We start from the raw sequence: 16,766 nt of genomic DNA on the forward strand, positions 1-16,766 counted from the left end.
GGTGAGAATAGGTGATCAGTTCGCCGAACGAGACTGATTAACCGGCTCGTTGGGGGCGGCGGCAGAGGGAGCCGCGGCGGTGGTTGTGGAGGCCGGGGCTCCGGCTGTCACCACGCGCGAGGCCGCCGTACGCCGGTGCAGGCGCAGCGAGGCCGCCGTCACCGCGCCCGCCGTGACCGTCAGGGCCGCGCCCGCCCAGGCCGGGGAGGCGAAACCGAGGCCCGCGTCGATGACGGCACCGCCGATCCAGGGGCCACCGGTGTTGCCGAGGTTGAACGCGGCCGTGGTGGTGGCACCGGCCAGGGTGGGGGCCTTGCCCGCGACGTTGAACATCCGGGCGTTCAGGGCCGGGGCCGTGTAGAAGGCGGAGACGCCGAGGAGGAAGGCGAGGGTCACGGCGGCGACGGCGTACTGCCCGAGCAGCGCCAGCGCGACCAGCAGCACGGACGAGGCCGCGATACCGGTGAGCAGCACCCCGAAGAGGTGCGCGTCGGCGATCCGGCCGCCGATCATCGTGCCGATCAGCGCCCCGACGCCGAACAGCCCGAGCACCACGGGCACCCAGCTGTCGTCGAGCCCGGAGACGTCGGTGAGCAGCGGCGCGAGATAGCTGAACGCGCAGAAGACACCGCCCGCGGCGAACGCGATCAGCGAGATGGAGAGCCAGACCTGCCGGTCGCGGTAGATCCGCAGCTCCCGCCTGAGCTGCGGCTTCTCGTCGGGGAGCGGGATACGCGGGATGAGCGTGGCCACTCCGACCAGCGCGACCGCGGAGGCCGCGCCGACCGCCCAGAACGCCGAACGCCAGCCGAGGCTCCCGCCCAGGAAGGCGCCCGCCGGAACGCCGAGGACGTTCGCGATGGACAGGCCGCCGATCATCACGGCGAGGGCGCGGGCCCGGGCGTTCACCGGGACCATGGCGATGGCCACCGCCGCGCCGACCGCCCAGAACCCGGCGCACGCCAGCGCGCTCACGACACGGGACGCGAAGAGCACGGCGTAGTTCGGGGCGAGGGCGCCCGCGATCTGGCCGACCCCGAAGACCGCGATGAGCGAGATCAGGGTCGTACGGCGGGGCAGCCGGAGCGTGGCCACGGCCAGCAGCGGCGCGCCCACCACCATCCCGACGGCGAAGGCGGATATCAGGAGCCCCGCGCGCGGAATCGACACGTTCATGTCGTCCGCGACGGCCGGCAGCAGGCCGGAGAGCATGAACTCACTGGTGCCCAGTGCGAAGACGGAGAGCCCGAGGACGTAGACGGCGAGGGGCATACGGGTGCGGTTGCGGGGGTGGGTGCTGGTGCTGGTGGGCGTGGCGGAGCCGGCGCTCGTGGGGACGGGCATATCAGGTGCCAACCTCATGGGTGGACCTGTCATTCCATCGGCTGCCGTTCAGCCCGTCAACAGGCCGAGCTCCGACTCCAGGTTCCGACGTGCCGAACCCTCCCATTCCCTTGTCCCGTAAGGGGTGTGGAAGAGCCGGGGCAGTTCCAGAAGCTGCCGCAGGATCGCCGCACGGCCCTCGCGGAAGGCCTCCGGCGGGACGAAGGCGTACTCCTCGCGCACGGCGGCCGTGTAGGCGGCGTACGCGGCCGGGGGCGCCGCCAGGATGGCCAGGTCGGCGTCGCAGAGGACCTGGCCGTTGGGGTCGTCGTCGGCCGGGGCGTGCGTGACGGTCAGGCGGACGAGCCGGGCGACCTCCGCCGTACCGGCCGCGGAGACCCCGGCCTCGGGCAGCGCCCGCTCGGCGAGCCGCGCGGACCGCTCCTCGTTCTCGGAACGGTCGGGGAGGTAGACGGCGTCGTGAAACCACGCCGCCAGCCGGACCAGATCGGCGTCCGCCGCGTGCTTCTCGTGCGCCTCCAGCACATCGATGTGGTCCAGCACCGCCGTCAGATGCTCCACCGTGTGATACCGCCGCTGCGGCTCCGACCACCGGGAGATGAGGTTGTCGGCGTAGGGGGCGGGGTCCGCCCGGACGCCGGCGTCACGGGCCCCTTCCAGAGCACGGAACCAGCGGACACGCAGGGAGTCGAGATCGGCCATGGGCTCATTGTCCACCGCGCCCCTGGGCATCGCGGGGCTGCGCCCCTTCAGGGGCGCGGGGAACTGCGCGACCAGCCACATCGCACCCGCAGACGAATCCCCGCACCCCAGCGGAGCGCTTACGCGTAGGCTGACTATTGGACTAGACCTGTAGCCGCCCGAGGGAAGAGGTCCTATGAGTGAGCGTGCAGTCCTGGAGGTGATCGCCCTCGGTGTCGAGGACGCGGTCGCCGCCGAGGCCGGAGGCGCGGATCGGCTGGAGCTGGTCACCGACATGGCCGCCGACGGGCTGACCCCGCCGGTCGGGACCTTCGCGGAGATCAGGGCCGCCGTCGGCATCTCGCTGCGGGTGATGCTGCGCCTGGCCGACGGCTTCGAGGCCGGGGACGTACGGGAACTCCGGCGGGCGGCCCGGGAGCTGCGGGCCGCCGGGGCGGACGAGTTCGTGCTCGGGTTCCTGGACGAGACCGGGGACCCGGACCTGCCCGCGCTGGAGGCGGTGCTCGCCGAGCTGGACGGCTGTCGCTGGACGTTCCACCGGGCGATCGACCGCGCGGCCGACCGCGACGCGCTGCGCAAGAGCCTCGCCGACCTGCCCGGCCTGGACGCGTACCTCACGGCGGGGTCGGCGGCGGGTGTGGACGAGGGCCTGGCCACGCTCCTCGCGGAGGCGGCCCGCCGCGGCGAACCGGGGTACGAGCCGCGGCTCCTCATCGGCGGCGGCCTGCGCCTCGACCACGTACCGCGGCTGCGGGCCGCCGGCGTCGACGCCTTCCACATCGGGGGAGCGGCGCGGCCCGGCGGCTGGGACGTACCGGTCTCGGCTGAGGCGGTACGGGGGTGGCGGGCGGCGTTGGACGTGTAGCGCTCCGCTGGGGTGCGGATTTCGTCTGCGGGTGCGTGGGGGCTTGTCGCGCCGTTCCCCGCGCCCCTGAAGGGCGAAAAGATTGCGCCGTTCCCCGCGCCCCTAACAATCCTGCTAACCCTGCGACAGCTGGGGTGGAAGCGGTGCCGCGTGTGTGACGATCAGGCCTGAGACCGCTCGGGTCAGGGAGACGTACAGGCGGCGTAGGCCGGTGCGTTCGTCCGGTTCGCCGTCGACGATGGCGCGGGGCTCGTCCAGGACCACGTAGTCGTACTCCAGGCCCTTGGCGAGCGAGGCCGGGACCAGGGTGAGGCGGGTGGTGAGGGTCGTCTCCTCGCCGGGGCCCAGATAGGGGAGACCGGCCGCCGTCAGCGCAGCGGCCAGCGCCGGCACGCGCGCGTCGGCCGCGATCAGGCCGACCGAGCCCTCGTTGCGCAGCAACTCCTCGCAGGCGGCGACCACTTCGGTGTCCGCGGTGTTCGAGGTGTCCGAGGTGTCCGCGGCGGTCGGGCGGACCTCGAAGAAGCCCGGGTTCTCGCGGACCGACGCCACCGGGGTCAGGCCGGGCGCGATGTGGGGGAGGAGCCGGGACGCGTACGTGATGACGTCCGTCGGCACACGGAAACCGGCCGTCAGCTCCTCCACGACCGCGTCCCCCTTGCCCAGATGGGTCAGCGCCTCCTCCCAACTCCGGGTCGCCCAGGGGGTCGTGCCCTGTGCCAGGTCCCCGAGCACGGTCGCGGAACCGGTCGTGCAGCGCCGCCCCACCGCCCGGTACTGCATGGGGGACAGGTCCTGCGCCTCGTCGAGCACCACATGCCCGAGGGAGTGAGTGCGCTGTACGAGGTCGGTGGCCTCGTCGATCAACACGGCGTCCGCGGCTGCCCACTTGGCGGACTTCACCGACCGTACGGGCCTGGCCCACAGGATCGTCTTCTGCTCGTCCTCGGTGAGGATGCCCTCGGCGTGGGCGGCCAGGAAGTCGGCGTCGGAGAGGAGGCGGAGGACCAGCTTCGCGGGGTCGACCGGCGGCCAGACGGCCTTCACCGCCGCCTTCACCGCGGTGTTGCGGGCCACGGCGTCCTGCACCCGGTCGTCCGGGGCCTCGCCCGACCGCTCCATCTGCACCAGCACGGCGTGTGCGATGCGCTGCGGCAGGGCCTCGCGGGCGGCGCCGTACCGGATGTCCCGGTCGAGCAACTCCCGGACGATGACTTCGAGTTCGTACGCCGGAACGCGCCAGCGGCGTGAGCCGCGGACCACCATGACCGGCTCGGTGGGCATGGTGACGTGCGAGCGGACGGCCCGGCGGAGTACCTCGGCCATCCGTGCGTCGCCCTTGACGACCGCGGCCGCCGCCTCGTCCCTGCCCCGCACCTCCACATGGGCGACCAGGTCGTCGACCGTGGCCTGCCTGACCGCCAACTCGCCCAGTGCGGGCAGCACTTGCTCGATGTAGTGGAGGAAGGACGCGTTCGGCCCGATGACCAGGGTGCCGGTGCGGGCGAGCCGGTCGCGGTGGGCGTAGAGGAGGTAGGCGACGCGGTGCAGGCCGACCGCCGTCTTTCCGGTGCCCGGACCGCCCTGCACACAGACCGTGCCGCCGAGGCCGGACCGTACGATCTCGTCCTGCTCGGGCTGGATCGTCGCCACGATGTCGCGCATCGGGCCGACGCGCGGGCGCTCGATCTCCTGCTGGAGCAGCTTGCTGGTGGCGGCCGCTTCGGCGGGGTCGGAGAGGTGCTCGTCCTCGTACGCGGTGAGGTCGCCGGCCGTGTAGCCGAAGCGGCGGCGCAGCGCGATGTCCAGCGGGTTCTTCTTGGAGGCCCGGTAGAAGGGCTGGGACACCGGGGCACGCCAGTCGATCACCATCGGGTCCCCGTCGGCGTCGTGCACGTGCCGGCGCCCGATGTAGAAGCGCTCGCCCCCCGCGCCCTCCGCCCGGTCGGCGCCCGGGGAGTGCAGATAGTCGAGGCGGCCGAAGAAGAGCGGGGTGTGCGAGAGGTCCGCGAGGGCCTTGACGCGGTCGTCGATCTGGCGTGTGAGGACCTCCGCGTTGACCCAGTTCGCGGTGACGTCCCGGATGTCGAGCGACTCGACGTCCTCGCGCATCGAGCGGAGGGCGGCACGGGAGTGGGTGAGGTGGGCGCGCTCGCGGGAGAGCGGGTCGCCGGTCGGACCGGGTACCGGCATGGCGGGGTCGGGCGGGGTGGACACGGGTGATGCCTCCGGGGCCTGGAGCCTGCTGAGTGGGTGTGCCTCGTCGCCGTATGGCGGGGCTGTCGCCGTATGGCCGGGCTGTGTGCCGACCGGTTTCCGTCCGGTCGGCGGCACTCCACGAGGGAGGCGGGCAAGAGCGGAGATCCTAGGCGAGGGGAGGCGGCGGGGGCCAACCATTTTTCGCGGCATCCCCTAGGGGACGCGGTCCCCCTCCCTACGGGGGACGGGTCACTCCGGAGTCGTACGAGGCGACGACGGAGGTTCGGTCCACAGGCCGATGAAAGCGGAGGGCGGAAATTCCACTATGGATACATGAGCACAGCGACCTTCACCTCAGCCTCCGTCAGTCCCGGCCCACCCCCGGGAGCCACCGCCCTCCACGGCAGCCACCGCCACCGCCTCGGCGACACCCTCCGAGCCATCAAGGTCTTCGCAACCACCACCCTGAGCGTGGTCCTCCTAGGCGAATACGAAGAGGAAGCAGGCGTACGCCGCCGGTAAGCGCGCCGATGCCCCTTCAGGGGCGCGGGGAACGGCGCAATCTTTTAGGGGCGCGGGGAACTGCGCAGTCTTTTGGCTTTTAGGGGCGCGGGGAACTGCGCGACCAGCCCCCACCGACCCGCACCCTCCCGACGAACCCCTCCCCACGAACCCCCCGCTCAACTGTCCGCAAGCAACTCATCCGCATCCACGATGCGATACGCATACCCCTGCTCAGCCAAGAACCGCTGTCGATGCGCAGCGAAGTCCTGATCGATCGTGTCCCGAGCCACCACCGAGTAGAAGTGCGCCTGGTGCCCGTCGGCCTTCGGCCGCAGCACCCGCCCGAGCCGCTGCGCCTCCTCCTGGCGGGACCCGAACGTCCCCGACACCTGGATCGCGACAGTCGCCTCCGGCAGGTCGATCGAGAAGTTCGCCACCTTCGACACCACGAGCACACTGATCTCGCCCTGCCGAAACGCCTCGAAGAGCTTCTCGCGCTGCGCGTTCGACGTCTCACCCTTGATGACAGGCGCGTCCAAGTGCTCGCCCAGCTCGTCGAGTTGGTCGATGTACTGCCCGATGACAAGGATCTGCTGCCCGGCGAACCGCCGCACCAGCGCCTCCGTCACCTTCCGCTTCGTCGCGGTCGTCGCGCAGAAGCGGTACTTCTCCTCCGTCTCGGCGGTCGCGTACGCGAGACGCTCGGCGTCCGTGAGATTGACGCGGACCTCCACACAGTCCGCGGGCGCGATATACCCCTGCGCCTCGATCTCCTTCCAGGGAGCGTCGAACCGCTTCGGGCCGATCAGCGAGAACACGTCCGACTCGCGGCCGTCCTCCCGCACCAGCGTGGCCGTCAGACCGAGCCGCCGACGCGCCTGCAGGTCGGCCGTGAACTTGAAGACCGGCGCGGGCAGCAGATGCACCTCGTCGTAGACGATCAGGCCCCAGTCGCGGGAGTCGAACAGCTCCAGGTGCGGATAGACACCCTTCCGCTTCGTCGTCAGGACCTGGTACGTCGCGATGGTGACCGGCCGGATCTCCTTGCGCGTACCGCTGTACTCCCCGATCTCCTCCTCGGTCAGCGAGGTCCGCTTCACCAGCTCGTGCTTCCACTGCCGGGCGGAGACGGTGTTGGTGACGAGGATCAGGGTCGTGGCCTTGGCCTGGGCCATGGACCCGGCGCCGACCAGCGTCTTTCCGGCGCCACAGGGGAGTACGACCACCCCTGACCCGCCGTGCCAGAAGTTCTCCACGGCCTGCTTCTGGTAGGGCCGCAGCGCCCAGCCGTCCTCGGCCAGCTCGATGGGGTGCGCCTCGCCGTCCACGTACCCGGCGAGGTCCTCGGCCGGCCAGCCCAGCCTCAGCAGCGTCTGCTTGATCTGGCCGCGCTCGGAGGGGTGCACGGCGACCGTGTCCGGGTCGATCCGGGCGCCGACCAGCGGAATGACCCGCTTCGAGCGGAGGATCTCCTCCAGCACGGGCCGGTCGGTGGTCGTCAGGACGAGCCCGTGCGCCGGGTCCTTGCTCAGCGTCAGGCGGCCGTAGCGGTCCATCGTCTCGGCGATGTCGACCAGCAGCGCGTGCGGCACGGGATAGCGGCTGTACTGCACGAGCGCGTCCACGACCTGCTCGGCGTCGTGCCCGGCGGCCCGCGCGTTCCACAGCCCGAGCGGCGTCAGCCGGTACGTGTGGATGTGCTCGGGCGCCCGCTCCAGCTCGGCGAAGGGCGCGATGGCACGACGGCACTCGTCCGCCAGCTCGTGGTCGACCTCCAGGAGCAGCGTCTTGTCGGACTGGACGATGAGTGGACCATTCACGCGTGCGTCCCCTTCTGCACAGCTGTGCGGTGTGCACGGCCAAACGTCCAGTGTGCCTCACCCATGAGCGATCACGTCCAGCTCTCTATGGGGTGCATGCCGACACCATTCTGCCTTCTCACCTGGTCTACGACGTCGAGCGTGCCGATGACCCTCGCCGCATCGCCGGTCTGGCCGTACAGATCAGCGGCGAGCTCCAAGGTCTCCATGGCTTCGGTGTTGCAGCCCTGCTGGAGAAGTGTGAACGCGAGATTCCTCATCTCGGTGGCCAGACCGTGATCGTCCTTGCTCTCGAGGAATGTCTCCAGGGCGAGAGTGTGCAGCTGTACAGCCTTTTTCCACTTGCACTGCTTCTGGCGTACGAGGGCCATGTTGCCCAAGGCCATCGCCTCACCGCGGCGGTCTCGCAGTCGACGGAAAGTACCCAATGCCTCCTGCTGCGCGGTGAGAGCAGCTTCGAGGTCTCCAGCAGCGGTCAGGGCGCCGCAGAGGTTGGACAGTTCGACCGCTCTCTCATGGGGTGTGAGCAGGCCGTCGGCCATGTCGAGCGCACGTTTGTACAGCTCGACCGCCTGCTCGGCCTTCCCATCGTTGCGTGTCGCCTTGGCGAGGCTTCCCAGAGCTTGGGCGTAACCGCGCAGGTCGCCCTGTCTCCGGAAGATCTTCGCGGCCTTCCGAAGGGAGTGGGCAGCTTCCTCCGTGCGGCCCAGCTCGGTCAGTGTCTCGCCGGTATTGCTCAGCGCCTGCGCCACACCGACCCGGTCACCGGCGCGCTTGAACAGCTGCGCGGCTTCGGTGTGGGACGCCACAGCCTGTTCGAACCGGCGCTGCTCATGGAGCGAGAGCCCGAGATTGTTCAGCGCGCTGGCCAGGGCCTGGTGATTCTTCAGCCCTCGGCAGATCTTGATTGCTTTGTGGTGCGCACGAACAGATCTGCGCAGCTTGCGTGTGTCCCGGAGCACCACACCGAAGGAACTCAGCAGAGATGCCTCGTGAAAAAGGTCCTCGCTCCGTCGGCACGACCGGATGCCCGCGGACAGCACCCGCCCGGCATCCTCCAGGTAGCGCGTCTCCATCAGGAATTTTGAGACGGGCACGGCCAGGGCCACACACACCGGATCGTCGTCGGCGTCGTGAGCCCAGAGGGTCGCCGCAACCAGAGTGTGTCGCTCAGCCTCCAGCCACTGCAGCGCTTCGGCTCGGTCGGTGAAGGCAGACTCCACGGCAGGTCCGGTCCTCGCGGGGCGGAAGAGCCTTTCACACGCCAGGGTGGTCATTCTGTGGAAGTGAGCGAGCAGACGTAAGAGGGCTTTGTCCCAGGCGCTGTCGTCCGGGACGAGCTGCTCCCGGGCGTAGAGGCGTACGAGACTGTGCTGCTGCCAGCGGCCATACGGATCTCTCGGCTCGACCAGGTGCCTGCGGGCCAGGTCCAGCAGAAGTCGTTCGGTTTTCTTGAGGTTCTCGCCGTACAACTCGGCAGTGGCCTCGGTAGAGAAGTCCGGTCCGGGATGCAGGGATGTCAGCCGGAAGAGCTTGGCCTGCTCCTTGGTGAGCCTTCGGTAGGACAGTTCGAAGGCCGCGGTTACGGCGCGTTTCTCCCGGCTCAGCACGGAGAGCCTGGAGTGCGCGTCCGCAAGGTCTCGGCGAAGGTGGGACAGGGGTCGGGACGGCACGTCCACGAGGAGGGACGCCAGAATGCGCAGGGCCAGTGGCAGCCCGCCGCACAGCGCGACAAGCCGGTCGGCCTCACTCGCTTCGACTGCCATCCGCGAGTCATCGGGCAGAGCGGTGAGGATGGCGTCGCCCAGCAGCTCTCGTCCCTCCTCGGCGGGCAGCTCCCGCAGGGTCAGTGCCAGAGCGTCCAGTTCCGCGAGGGAGTGCCGTGAGGACATGATCGTGGCGGTGCTTCCGTCACTCGGCAGGAGGTGGCGTACGCGGCGGGTGGCCGGTACGTCGTCCAGGACGACCAAGACCCGTCGCCCGGCAGCGGCCAGTGCGCCGAGTGCAGAACGGTAGACGAGCGCGCGTTCCTCCAACCCGGGAGGGATGTGCTCCGGGGGGATGCCGAGTGCTCGCAGGAGGGTGCCGAGCGCCCGCTTCGGCGACACCCTGCGCTCCGCGTCGTAGCCGTGGAGATCGACGAAGAGGACTCCACCGGGGAACCAGGATTTGTCATGAAGCATTCGGTGGGCTGCCTGCAGTACGAGTTCGGTTTTGCCTGTCCCGGCGAGCCCGGTGACCATTACGGTGCCCTTCGCCTCGCCCGGCGTCGCCGGTGCCAAGGCAGCGAGGATCTGAGCCAGTTCGTTGTGGCGCCCCGCGTAGGTCGCAGACCGTCGGGGAAGTCCGGCGAGTGCAGGGTCCGGACGGCTCGGCAGAGTCAGGGTGACGGTCCGCCCCTGGACGACGAGGCTGAATAGGACTCCTCCGCTGATGTGATTGTCGGTTCCGCCGGTCACTCGCAGGCCTCTCGGTGCCGAGAGAGAGCCCTGTTGAAGGCGATCACTTCAGCGGTGGTGAACCCTTTCCTGGTTTCCTCGGTGACCACGTACCCGACCTCGCGCCAAGCGTGGAGGAACTCAGGGTCGACACCCATCTCGACCGCGCGCTCCGCCATGCGCCGCAGCATGTCGTCAAAGTCTTTCTTGGTGATACGGGTGGGTTCGTCGGCATCGGGGTTGAAGAACAGCGGATCGTCCGGCGCCGGCTCGCGGCCGAACTTGTCCCGGAAGGCATCAATTTGGCTCTCCAGAGCCTCCTTCAACTCCTGCCCCTGCGGAGTGTCGGTCGAGATCCGGATCTCGGAGCTGCCGTCCGCGTTCCAGATGCGCTCGACGGGACGGTCGGACCGGCGGCCTCCGGCGGCCGTACTGCCGGACGCCTTACGGGTCTTCTGCCGCACCGCCTCGCGCACGGACTCACGTCGCTCGGCCCATGGCTCGTCCGGCTCCTTCTGCGGGCTGTTCGTACCCTCGGCGTGGCCCGTCTCCTCGATGTCGAGATTGGCTGCACTGCCGCGAGCGGCGGTACTCAGGTGCATCCGGGTGTGCATGCCCACCCAGTCAAGTAGGTCCGGGGTGATCGCTCGATCCCGGGTTGACACCTCGGGAATGCCCAACTCGAAGGCCAGGCGCGGTAGAGCGAGACCTGGAGAGCTGGTCCAGAGCAGGGCGTCCGAGGGAAACGGCTCGGTGAACGCGGGGACGGCGAAGAGACGCCCGAGGGTTTCAGCGACGGACATCTCCAGCTCGGGGGCGACAAGGAGGATGTCGAGCACCGGCACCAATGGCGACGCTTCGTCCAGGGAAACAGCCCACGCCCAGGCATGTTCGCCCATGTCCTCCAGAAGCTCGCCCGGCTTCGTCATCAGCGCCGCGTACAAGGCCGGCAGTAACACTCCGGACTCGTCTTCGACCGGCAGACCCATGTCATGGAACCGTCGCAGCCCGTTACGGAGAACTGCCTGAGGACTGTCATCGGCCCATGGCTCCTCCTCGTTTTCCCAGAATCGCCGTACGCGCTTCTGCACGTCCTCCGGGGGGTCGGGGACACGCAGATCCAGAGACGGACCATGGGCCGCACGACAGTCCTGGAGGGCCACCTCGGGCAGCAGCCGCCGGGGCAGCCGGCGTTGGTCGAGCCCGGCCGCTTCGAGTCGCCCGATGAGTGCCAACATCAGTTCCGCGTCGTCCACAGGGAGCCCCAGCTCTTCGCTCACCGAGACGGCCTCGCGTACGAAGTGCCGGATGCCCTTCCCGTGCACGGTTCCGCGCAAGAGCCGCAGCCACGCGTCACGTGCGTTGGCGAACTCGAACTCGTTACGGAACCCCTTGGGCCAGGCCGTTCCCAGGAAGAGGACGTCCAAGGGGTCGATCTCCTGGTGCCAGTCCGGATCGGTTCCTTCCTGCTGAGCGAGTCCCAGCGCCGCGTAACCCCACGCGTAGGCACCGGCCAGACTGATCTTCCCCGGCGTGTTCGAGCGCAGTAGCCGCTCGAGGGCTTCCTCGCCGCGCGCTCGCGGGTCACCACCGTCCAAGATTTCTACCGAGGTGGCTTTCTGCGCCCGCTGTTCCTGCTTCTTCCTCGATGCTTTGCCCACATCGCCCTCCCGGCACAAGGATGGCGCACCGCACCGGACTTGACCGCGGTATCCCTGGAACCTCGGCAAGCGGCCGGGAGGTCCATGATGCGAGGGCGAGGGCCGGTGGGGCACGTCGCGCCGAAGGGTGTGCGGACGCTCAGTTGCGCGCGCCAGGTCCGACGAACCGGGTGGCGCCCCGTCCTGTCCTACTGGATGTCTATTCATTCCAATGAGTGGTGGGAATTCAGATTTACCGCCGTGGACCCGAAGAATGGCGATCCCCGCAGGTCACTGCCCCAGGTCACCGCCCAGGGAGAGCCACCGTTGTCCGGACCCGGTCACAGCCACATCCATGCACCGCCGCACGCGCCTCCGCCGGCCTCACCGACTGTTCCGCTGCCGGTCGTCTCCCAGCCGTCCACGACGCTCGGGTACGCCCTCTTCGCCACCCGCTGGCTCCAGGCCCCGCTCTACTTCGGGCTGGTGGCGGCGCAGGGCGTGTACGTCTACAAGTTCTTCAACGAGCTGTGGAATTTAATTCTCCGGTGCGTGACCGGTCAGGCGAACGAGACGTACGTCATGCTCGCCGTGCTGAAGCTGGTCGACGTCGTCATGATCGCGAACCTGCTGATCATGGTGATCGTCGGGGGGTACGAGACCTTCGTCTCCCGCATCGGTCTCCAGGGCCACCGTGACCAGCCGGAATGGCTCTCGCACGTCAACTCCAACGTCCTGAAGGTGAAGCTCGCCACCGCCATCGTGGGCATCTCCTCCGTCCACCTGCTCCAGATGTTCGTGGACGTGCACCACACCTCGCAGCACTCGCTGCTCTGGGGGACGGTGATCCACATGGCCTTCATCGCCTCGGCGGCGATCCTGGCGTACATGTCGGGGCCGATGGCGGAGCACGGGGACCGTACGCACAAGGGGCACGGGCCGGTGCCGGGGCAGGACGGATGCGGCGGGGGGCATTGCGCCTCGACGGCCGTCCCCGCCGAGTTCTCGACCTCGGCGGCGGTCACACAGGCCCAGGTCCCGGCTCAGGTCCAGGTCCAGGTCCCGATCCCGGCCCAGGCGACGGGCTCGTACCTGTCCCCGCCCTCGTACGAGAACCGGGATCCGTCTGCCTACGACTCCTACGAGACGGGGGCCGAGACCCGGATCCGGGCCGCGCGTTTTCCCTCCCGGAAGCAGTTGGAGGAGTTCGACGAGGAGCATCCGCGGGACTTCGACCGGGAGGTGCTGGCCCGGCTCGGCAAGCTGGACTTCGTCGCCGCACGGCGGAACGTGGTGTTCGTCGGGCCGCCCGGCACCGGCAAGACGCATCTCGCCGTCGGTCTCGGCGTGCGGGCCTGCCAGGCGGGGCACCAGGTGCTGTTCGCGACCGCCGCTCAGTGGGCCGCGAGGCTGCGGGAGGCGCGGGCGGCCGGGCGGCTCGCCGAGGAGCTGGCCGCGCTGGACGCCCACCCGCTGCTGATCGTGGACGAGGTCGGCTACACCCCGTTCGACGCGGACACCGCCCACCTCTTCTTCCAGCTCGTCGCGCACCGCTACGAGCGGTCCTCGCTGATCGTGACCGGCGACCGCCCGCTCGGCCGCTGGGACGAGATCTTCGGCGGCGCCGCCCCCGCGATGGTCGACCGCCTCGCGCACCACGCGGAGATCGTCCGCCTCGAAGGGGACAGCTACCGGATGCGCCGGGCTACTTCAGCGTGGGCAGAGTGATGTTGTTGACCAGCGGTCCCTCGATGCTGACCCCCTCGGTGACGAGCGGTTCGACGGCGGCGACCGGGATGGGCAGCGGCAGCGCGGGCTGCGCGGCGGCGGCCTGCGGGGCGAGCACGCCGATGAGCGCGGCCGAGGCGAAGAGCGTGGCGGTGGCGGCGGCGGTACGGATCGTGGTGGGGGTCCGGAGCGTGGAACGCATGGGTTTCTGAAGCCTTTCGAACGCTGCTGAGCGGGGGTGGGGGCCCTCGGAGGGGACGGGCCGGACTCGGCATGCCGAGTCCGGCCCGCGGGGCGTACGGGACGTGCGGGGGCGGCCTCAGAGGGTCAGGCCCCCGCCGAGATCGATGCCGATCGCGGCGGCCTGTGACGCGAGTGCGCCGAGCAGCGCGGCGGTACCGATCAGAACGGTGGCGACACGGCGAGCAGTGCGCATGGGACTACCTCCTGGTGGTGTGATCAGGCCGGTGCCCGATCAGGACGTCCAGTGGCTGCCCCGCGACTCGCGCCGCGATGCGGGAGGTCCCCGAAGGTCCCTCATGGGTGGGAAGCGTGCGGCGTGGCGTGCATGAACCGCCGCCTACACCCGGACGAGTGAGACGGGGGCGGATCTCCGGCCGGGGGCGGGGTGCTCTACCCGACGGGGACTGCCTCAGGCCTGCTCGTCCGCCAGTTCCGCGACGCCCGTCACCCGGTGCAGCGGATAGGTGCGGACCTCGTCCGCGGTGTGGTCGTACGCCGTGACGAAGCCGCCCTCCACCTTGATCGGGGCGATGACGCGCTGGCTGGCGGAGCCCTCGGCGTTGACGTACCCGATCCAGAGGGTGTCGCCGGTCAGGACGGCGGCCTGCATGGTCGCGAGGGTCTCGGCGGAGGTGGTGCGCGGGAGCGTGCCGCCTCGGCCGGGAGCGGCGGACGCGGTGGGCTTGTGCGGGGTCGTGGAGGCCAGGTCGCCCGCGCGGATGGCCCGGATCGCGGCGCCCAGCAGGGTGGTGTCGGGGGACGGCGGACCGTCGGGGACCGGCTCGGGCGCCGTGCGCGGGGGCGTGCGGTGGGCGTGCGCGCGGGTGATCAGTACATCGCCCTCGGCGGACTCGGCGGCCGGTGCGAAGCCCATCGCACGCAGCCCTTCGAGCAGTGTCGCCGGGTCGGCCTGCGCGGCCAGCACCGTGGGCGCCAGGCGGCGCAGGCGCAGGCCCTGGGAGCGCTTGTCGGCGATGATCTCGTTCAGCAGGGCGTCGTCGTCGCAGCGGACGTACGCCGACGCCGAGCCGATCCGCAGATGGCCGTGTCTGCGCGCCACGTCGTCGATCAGGTAGGTGAGCGGCTGCGGAACCGGGGTACGGGAGTGCTCGGAGAGGAAGGCGTGCAGGTCCGAGGCCGAGCGGCCCGCGTCCAGGGCCCGGCGTACGGAGCCCGGTGTGAAGCGGTACACCGTCGCCCCGCCCTTCGACTCCACGTCCGCCAGGACGTCCAGCGTGTCCGCCAGCGGGCGTTGCAGCGGGCCGGGGGCCACCGCCGTCAGGTCCGCCTGGAGGAGGACGTGGTCGAGGGGCTCGGGGAGGAGGGGCGCGAGCAGTTTGCCGGCGCGGGCGGCGGCGGAGGCCAGCTCGGCGGGCGAGCGGGGCTGCGGAGGGGGCGCGGGGTGGTGCCTGTGGTGGTGCACGGGGAGCTTGTCGCCCGGACCGGAGGCCTGGTCCGGGAGAGAGTCCGTCTCCGGGGCGGCCGGGCCCGGTTGCGCCCCGATCAGCGCCCGCCCGTGCGCCGACAGCGCCCCCCGCCCCGTGATCCCCAGCGACTCGGCCTCGGACAGCGTCCACCGGGCGAGCCGCGCCCGCAGGTCGTCCGAGGAGGCGGCGCCGCGCAGCGCGCGCTCCCAGTGGAGGCGGGCGACCAGGGAGTCGGGGGACGCGGAGGCGCCCTCGGGGAGTGCGGCGAGGAGTGTCAGGACGCGGTGGCGGACCTCGGGGGCGGCCGAGCGGTCGAGGCCAGGGCCCAGCGCCGACAGGGTGCGCTCCCTGGTGTCCCGGCCGCCGATCACGCCCGCCGTGCGGGTGGCGGACAGCCAGGCCGCGGCCAGCCGCGTCCAGCGCTCCGCCGACGGAAGCTCCAGCCACTCGTCGTACGCCGGGGTCGCCGCGTACCGCTCGTCGGCCTCGCCGTCCGACGCCAACAGGCCTGCCGCATAGGCGAGTTCGACCCAGAACGCGGCGACCGGCTCCGGGACGTCCAGGGCCACGGCGGTGCGCTTGAGGTCCCGTACGCTCAGGCCGCCCGCGCGCAGGACCGTCGGGCCGCCCTCGTCCCAGTCCTTCAGCAGCTCCTCGATGGTCGCGAGCGAGGTGTACGCCTGGCCGGCCGCCGTCGTGTCCACAACCTGTGGACGGTGCGTGGCGGCGGGCTCGACGGCGGGCGGCAGCGGCTCGGTGTCCCGGTGCGCGCGGCCCGCGCGCAGGTGGAGGGCGACCTCGCGGGGCAGTACGACCGTGCCGGGCGCCGTCGGCAGGAGCAGACCGCGGTCCAGGAGCCAGCGCAGTCGCGAGGCGGGATCGGCGGTCACCTGGCCGTAGGGCGGGCCCCAGACCAGCCGGGACAGGACGTCCAGCGAGTCCGGCGGGGCCGCGGCGAGCAGCTCCGCCATCCGGGCGCGGTCGGTGAACAGGCCGGTCAGGGACGCCACCGCCGACACCGCGTCGTGCGTCGTGGGCAGCCCCGCAGCCGTGAGGATCTCCTGGATCCGGCCGGGGGACATGCCTGAGGTGGCCTCCGCGACCGTCGGCCCGAGACCCGTCGGGGACGGATGCTGCGGCGAGGGCGCGAGCAGTTCACGGGCCGTGCGGACCAGGCGGAGCCGGTCGTCCGGGCCCCACACCAGGGCCTGTTCGCGCAGGGCGGCCAGGGCGTGCGGGAACGCCCCGACGACCGCGGGGTCGTTCTCGTCGCCGGCCAGCAGCGCCAGGAGCGTCTCGCGGTCCGCAGGCTCCGGGGCCACCGCCAGCGCCTCCGCCGTCTGGAGCGTGAACCGGTCCAGGCGCTCCAGGGCACGGATCACCGAGGCGCGGGTGCCGGCACGGGTCGCGAGCTGCGTGAGATCGGTGGGGACGGGCGTGATGAGGTCCGGGCGGGCGCGCAGGAGCGCGGCGAGGGAACCGTCGTCCTTCGCGCGGAGCGCCTCCGCGAGGGACCGCGGGGCCACCTGCTTCTCATCGCTGCTCATCCGCTCAACGGTAGCGGGTGGCGGGCCCGCCAGGGGCCGTGTACCAGGGCGCGGAACCCGTGTGCCGGGCGGATGTCGGACGTACGCCGTGCGGATGCCGCACGGACGCCGGACGGACGGAACGCTTCCCGGACGGCCGCGGGACGAACATCGTCAGGAGGATCACGCCACCCCGGGCGTCACTCCAGGCGTCACCCAAGGCGCCACTCCACCCGCACCGGTCACTCTGGCCTCCCGGTCAACTGCTCGGCCGGTCAAGGGAATTGAGTGATCCGGGGGATCGGGGGCCCCGGGGACGGACCTCGACTC

Annotated in this window: 11 protein-coding genes; 3 read left to right on the plus strand and 8 right to left on the minus strand. The window is 70.8% G+C overall.

Annotated features, from left to right (window positions below):
* Positions 1-15: 15 nt before the first annotated feature.
* Complete coding sequence (locus ACFWXQ_RS37050; protein ID WP_383940302.1) at positions 16-1,272, minus strand: Cmx/CmrA family chloramphenicol efflux MFS transporter; 1,257 nt, start codon at positions 1,270-1,272, stop codon at positions 16-18.
* Between the two features lie 120 nt (positions 1,273-1,392).
* Positions 1,393-2,046, minus strand: a complete 654-nt coding sequence (locus ACFWXQ_RS37055) for a hypothetical protein (RefSeq protein WP_383940238.1) — start codon at positions 2,044-2,046, stop codon at positions 1,393-1,395.
* A 175-nt stretch (positions 2,047-2,221) separates the two neighbouring features.
* On the opposite strand from ACFWXQ_RS37055, the gene ACFWXQ_RS37060 reads away from it, so the two are divergent.
* Positions 2,222-2,911 carry a copper homeostasis protein CutC gene (locus ACFWXQ_RS37060; RefSeq protein ID WP_383940236.1) on the plus strand — a complete coding sequence of 230 codons (690 nt, stop codon included), beginning with the start codon at positions 2,222-2,224 and terminating at the stop codon, positions 2,909-2,911.
* A gap of 114 nt (positions 2,912-3,025) precedes the next feature.
* Here ACFWXQ_RS37060 and ACFWXQ_RS37065 read toward each other — a convergent pair whose 3' ends face one another.
* Positions 3,026-5,104 carry a HelD family protein gene (locus tag ACFWXQ_RS37065; protein WP_383940299.1) on the minus strand — a complete coding sequence of 693 codons (2,079 nt, stop codon included), beginning with the start codon at positions 5,102-5,104 and terminating at the stop codon, positions 3,026-3,028.
* Between the two features lie 339 nt (positions 5,105-5,443).
* On the opposite strand from ACFWXQ_RS37065, the gene ACFWXQ_RS37070 reads away from it, so the two are divergent.
* A complete protein-coding gene (locus ACFWXQ_RS37070; RefSeq protein ID WP_383940233.1) occupies positions 5,444-5,632 on the plus strand; it encodes a hypothetical protein in 189 nt (62 codons plus the stop codon).
* Positions 5,633-5,790: 158 nt separating this feature from the next.
* Here the strand turns inward: ACFWXQ_RS37070 and ACFWXQ_RS37075 are convergent, their stop codons facing one another.
* From ACFWXQ_RS37075 to ACFWXQ_RS37085, 3 genes are all read right to left on the minus strand, one after another.
* Entirely contained in the window at positions 5,791-7,434 is a 1,644-nt protein-coding gene (locus tag ACFWXQ_RS37075) for a DNA repair helicase XPB (protein ID WP_383940230.1), read from the minus strand.
* Positions 7,435-7,505: 71 nt separating this feature from the next.
* Positions 7,506-9,893 (minus strand): tetratricopeptide repeat protein, encoded by a 2,388-nt coding sequence (locus tag ACFWXQ_RS37080; protein WP_383940227.1) that lies wholly within the window; start codon positions 9,891-9,893, stop codon positions 7,506-7,508.
* Positions 9,890-11,533, minus strand: coding sequence for a hypothetical protein (locus ACFWXQ_RS37085; RefSeq protein ID WP_383940224.1), 1,644 nt, complete (start codon positions 11,531-11,533; stop codon positions 9,890-9,892). The genes ACFWXQ_RS37080 and ACFWXQ_RS37085 overlap by 4 nt, the downstream gene beginning before the upstream one ends.
* A 378-nt stretch (positions 11,534-11,911) precedes the next feature.
* Here ACFWXQ_RS37085 and istB point away from each other — a divergent pair, with 378 nt between their 5' ends.
* Positions 11,912-13,240 (plus strand): IS21-like element helper ATPase IstB, encoded by a 1,329-nt coding sequence (gene istB, locus ACFWXQ_RS37090; RefSeq protein WP_383940297.1) that lies wholly within the window; start codon positions 11,912-11,914, stop codon positions 13,238-13,240.
* On the opposite strand, the gene ACFWXQ_RS37095 is transcribed toward istB, so the two are convergent.
* Together ACFWXQ_RS37095 and ACFWXQ_RS37100 are read right to left on the minus strand one after the other, a co-directional pair.
* The gene (locus ACFWXQ_RS37095) at positions 13,218-13,442 is read right to left on the minus strand and encodes a hypothetical protein (RefSeq protein WP_383940221.1); all 225 of its coding nucleotides are present in this window, start codon (positions 13,440-13,442) and stop codon (positions 13,218-13,220) included. The genes istB and ACFWXQ_RS37095 overlap by 23 nt on opposite strands.
* A 450-nt stretch (positions 13,443-13,892) precedes the next feature.
* Positions 13,893-16,457, minus strand: a complete 2,565-nt coding sequence (locus tag ACFWXQ_RS37100) for a helicase-associated domain-containing protein (protein ID WP_383940218.1) — start codon at positions 16,455-16,457, stop codon at positions 13,893-13,895.
* Positions 16,458-16,766: the final 309 nt, after the last annotated feature.

This window comes from Streptomyces sp. NPDC058697 (genome assembly GCF_042715345.1).
Classification (GTDB): domain Bacteria; phylum Actinomycetota; class Actinomycetes; order Streptomycetales; family Streptomycetaceae; genus Streptomyces; species Streptomyces liliifuscus.

Coding starts and splice junctions, on each gene's coding strand:
- ACFWXQ_RS37065 (WP_383940299.1), bottom strand. CDS start 5,104: ATGCCGGTACCCGGTCCGACCGGCGACCCGCTCTCCCGCGAGCGCGCC.
- ACFWXQ_RS37050 (WP_383940302.1), bottom strand. CDS start 1,272: ATGCCCCTCGCCGTCTACGTCCTCGGGCTCTCCGTCTTCGCACTGGGC.
- ACFWXQ_RS37055 (WP_383940238.1), bottom strand. CDS start 2,046: ATGGCCGATCTCGACTCCCTGCGTGTCCGCTGGTTCCGTGCTCTGGAA.
- ACFWXQ_RS37060 (WP_383940236.1), top strand. CDS start 2,222: ATGAGTGAGCGTGCAGTCCTGGAGGTGATCGCCCTCGGTGTCGAGGAC.
- ACFWXQ_RS37100 (WP_383940218.1), bottom strand. CDS start 16,457: ATGAGCAGCGATGAGAAGCAGGTGGCCCCGCGGTCCCTCGCGGAGGCG.
- ACFWXQ_RS37095 (WP_383940221.1), bottom strand. CDS start 13,442: ATGCGTTCCACGCTCCGGACCCCCACCACGATCCGTACCGCCGCCGCC.
- ACFWXQ_RS37070 (WP_383940233.1), top strand. CDS start 5,444: ATGAGCACAGCGACCTTCACCTCAGCCTCCGTCAGTCCCGGCCCACCC.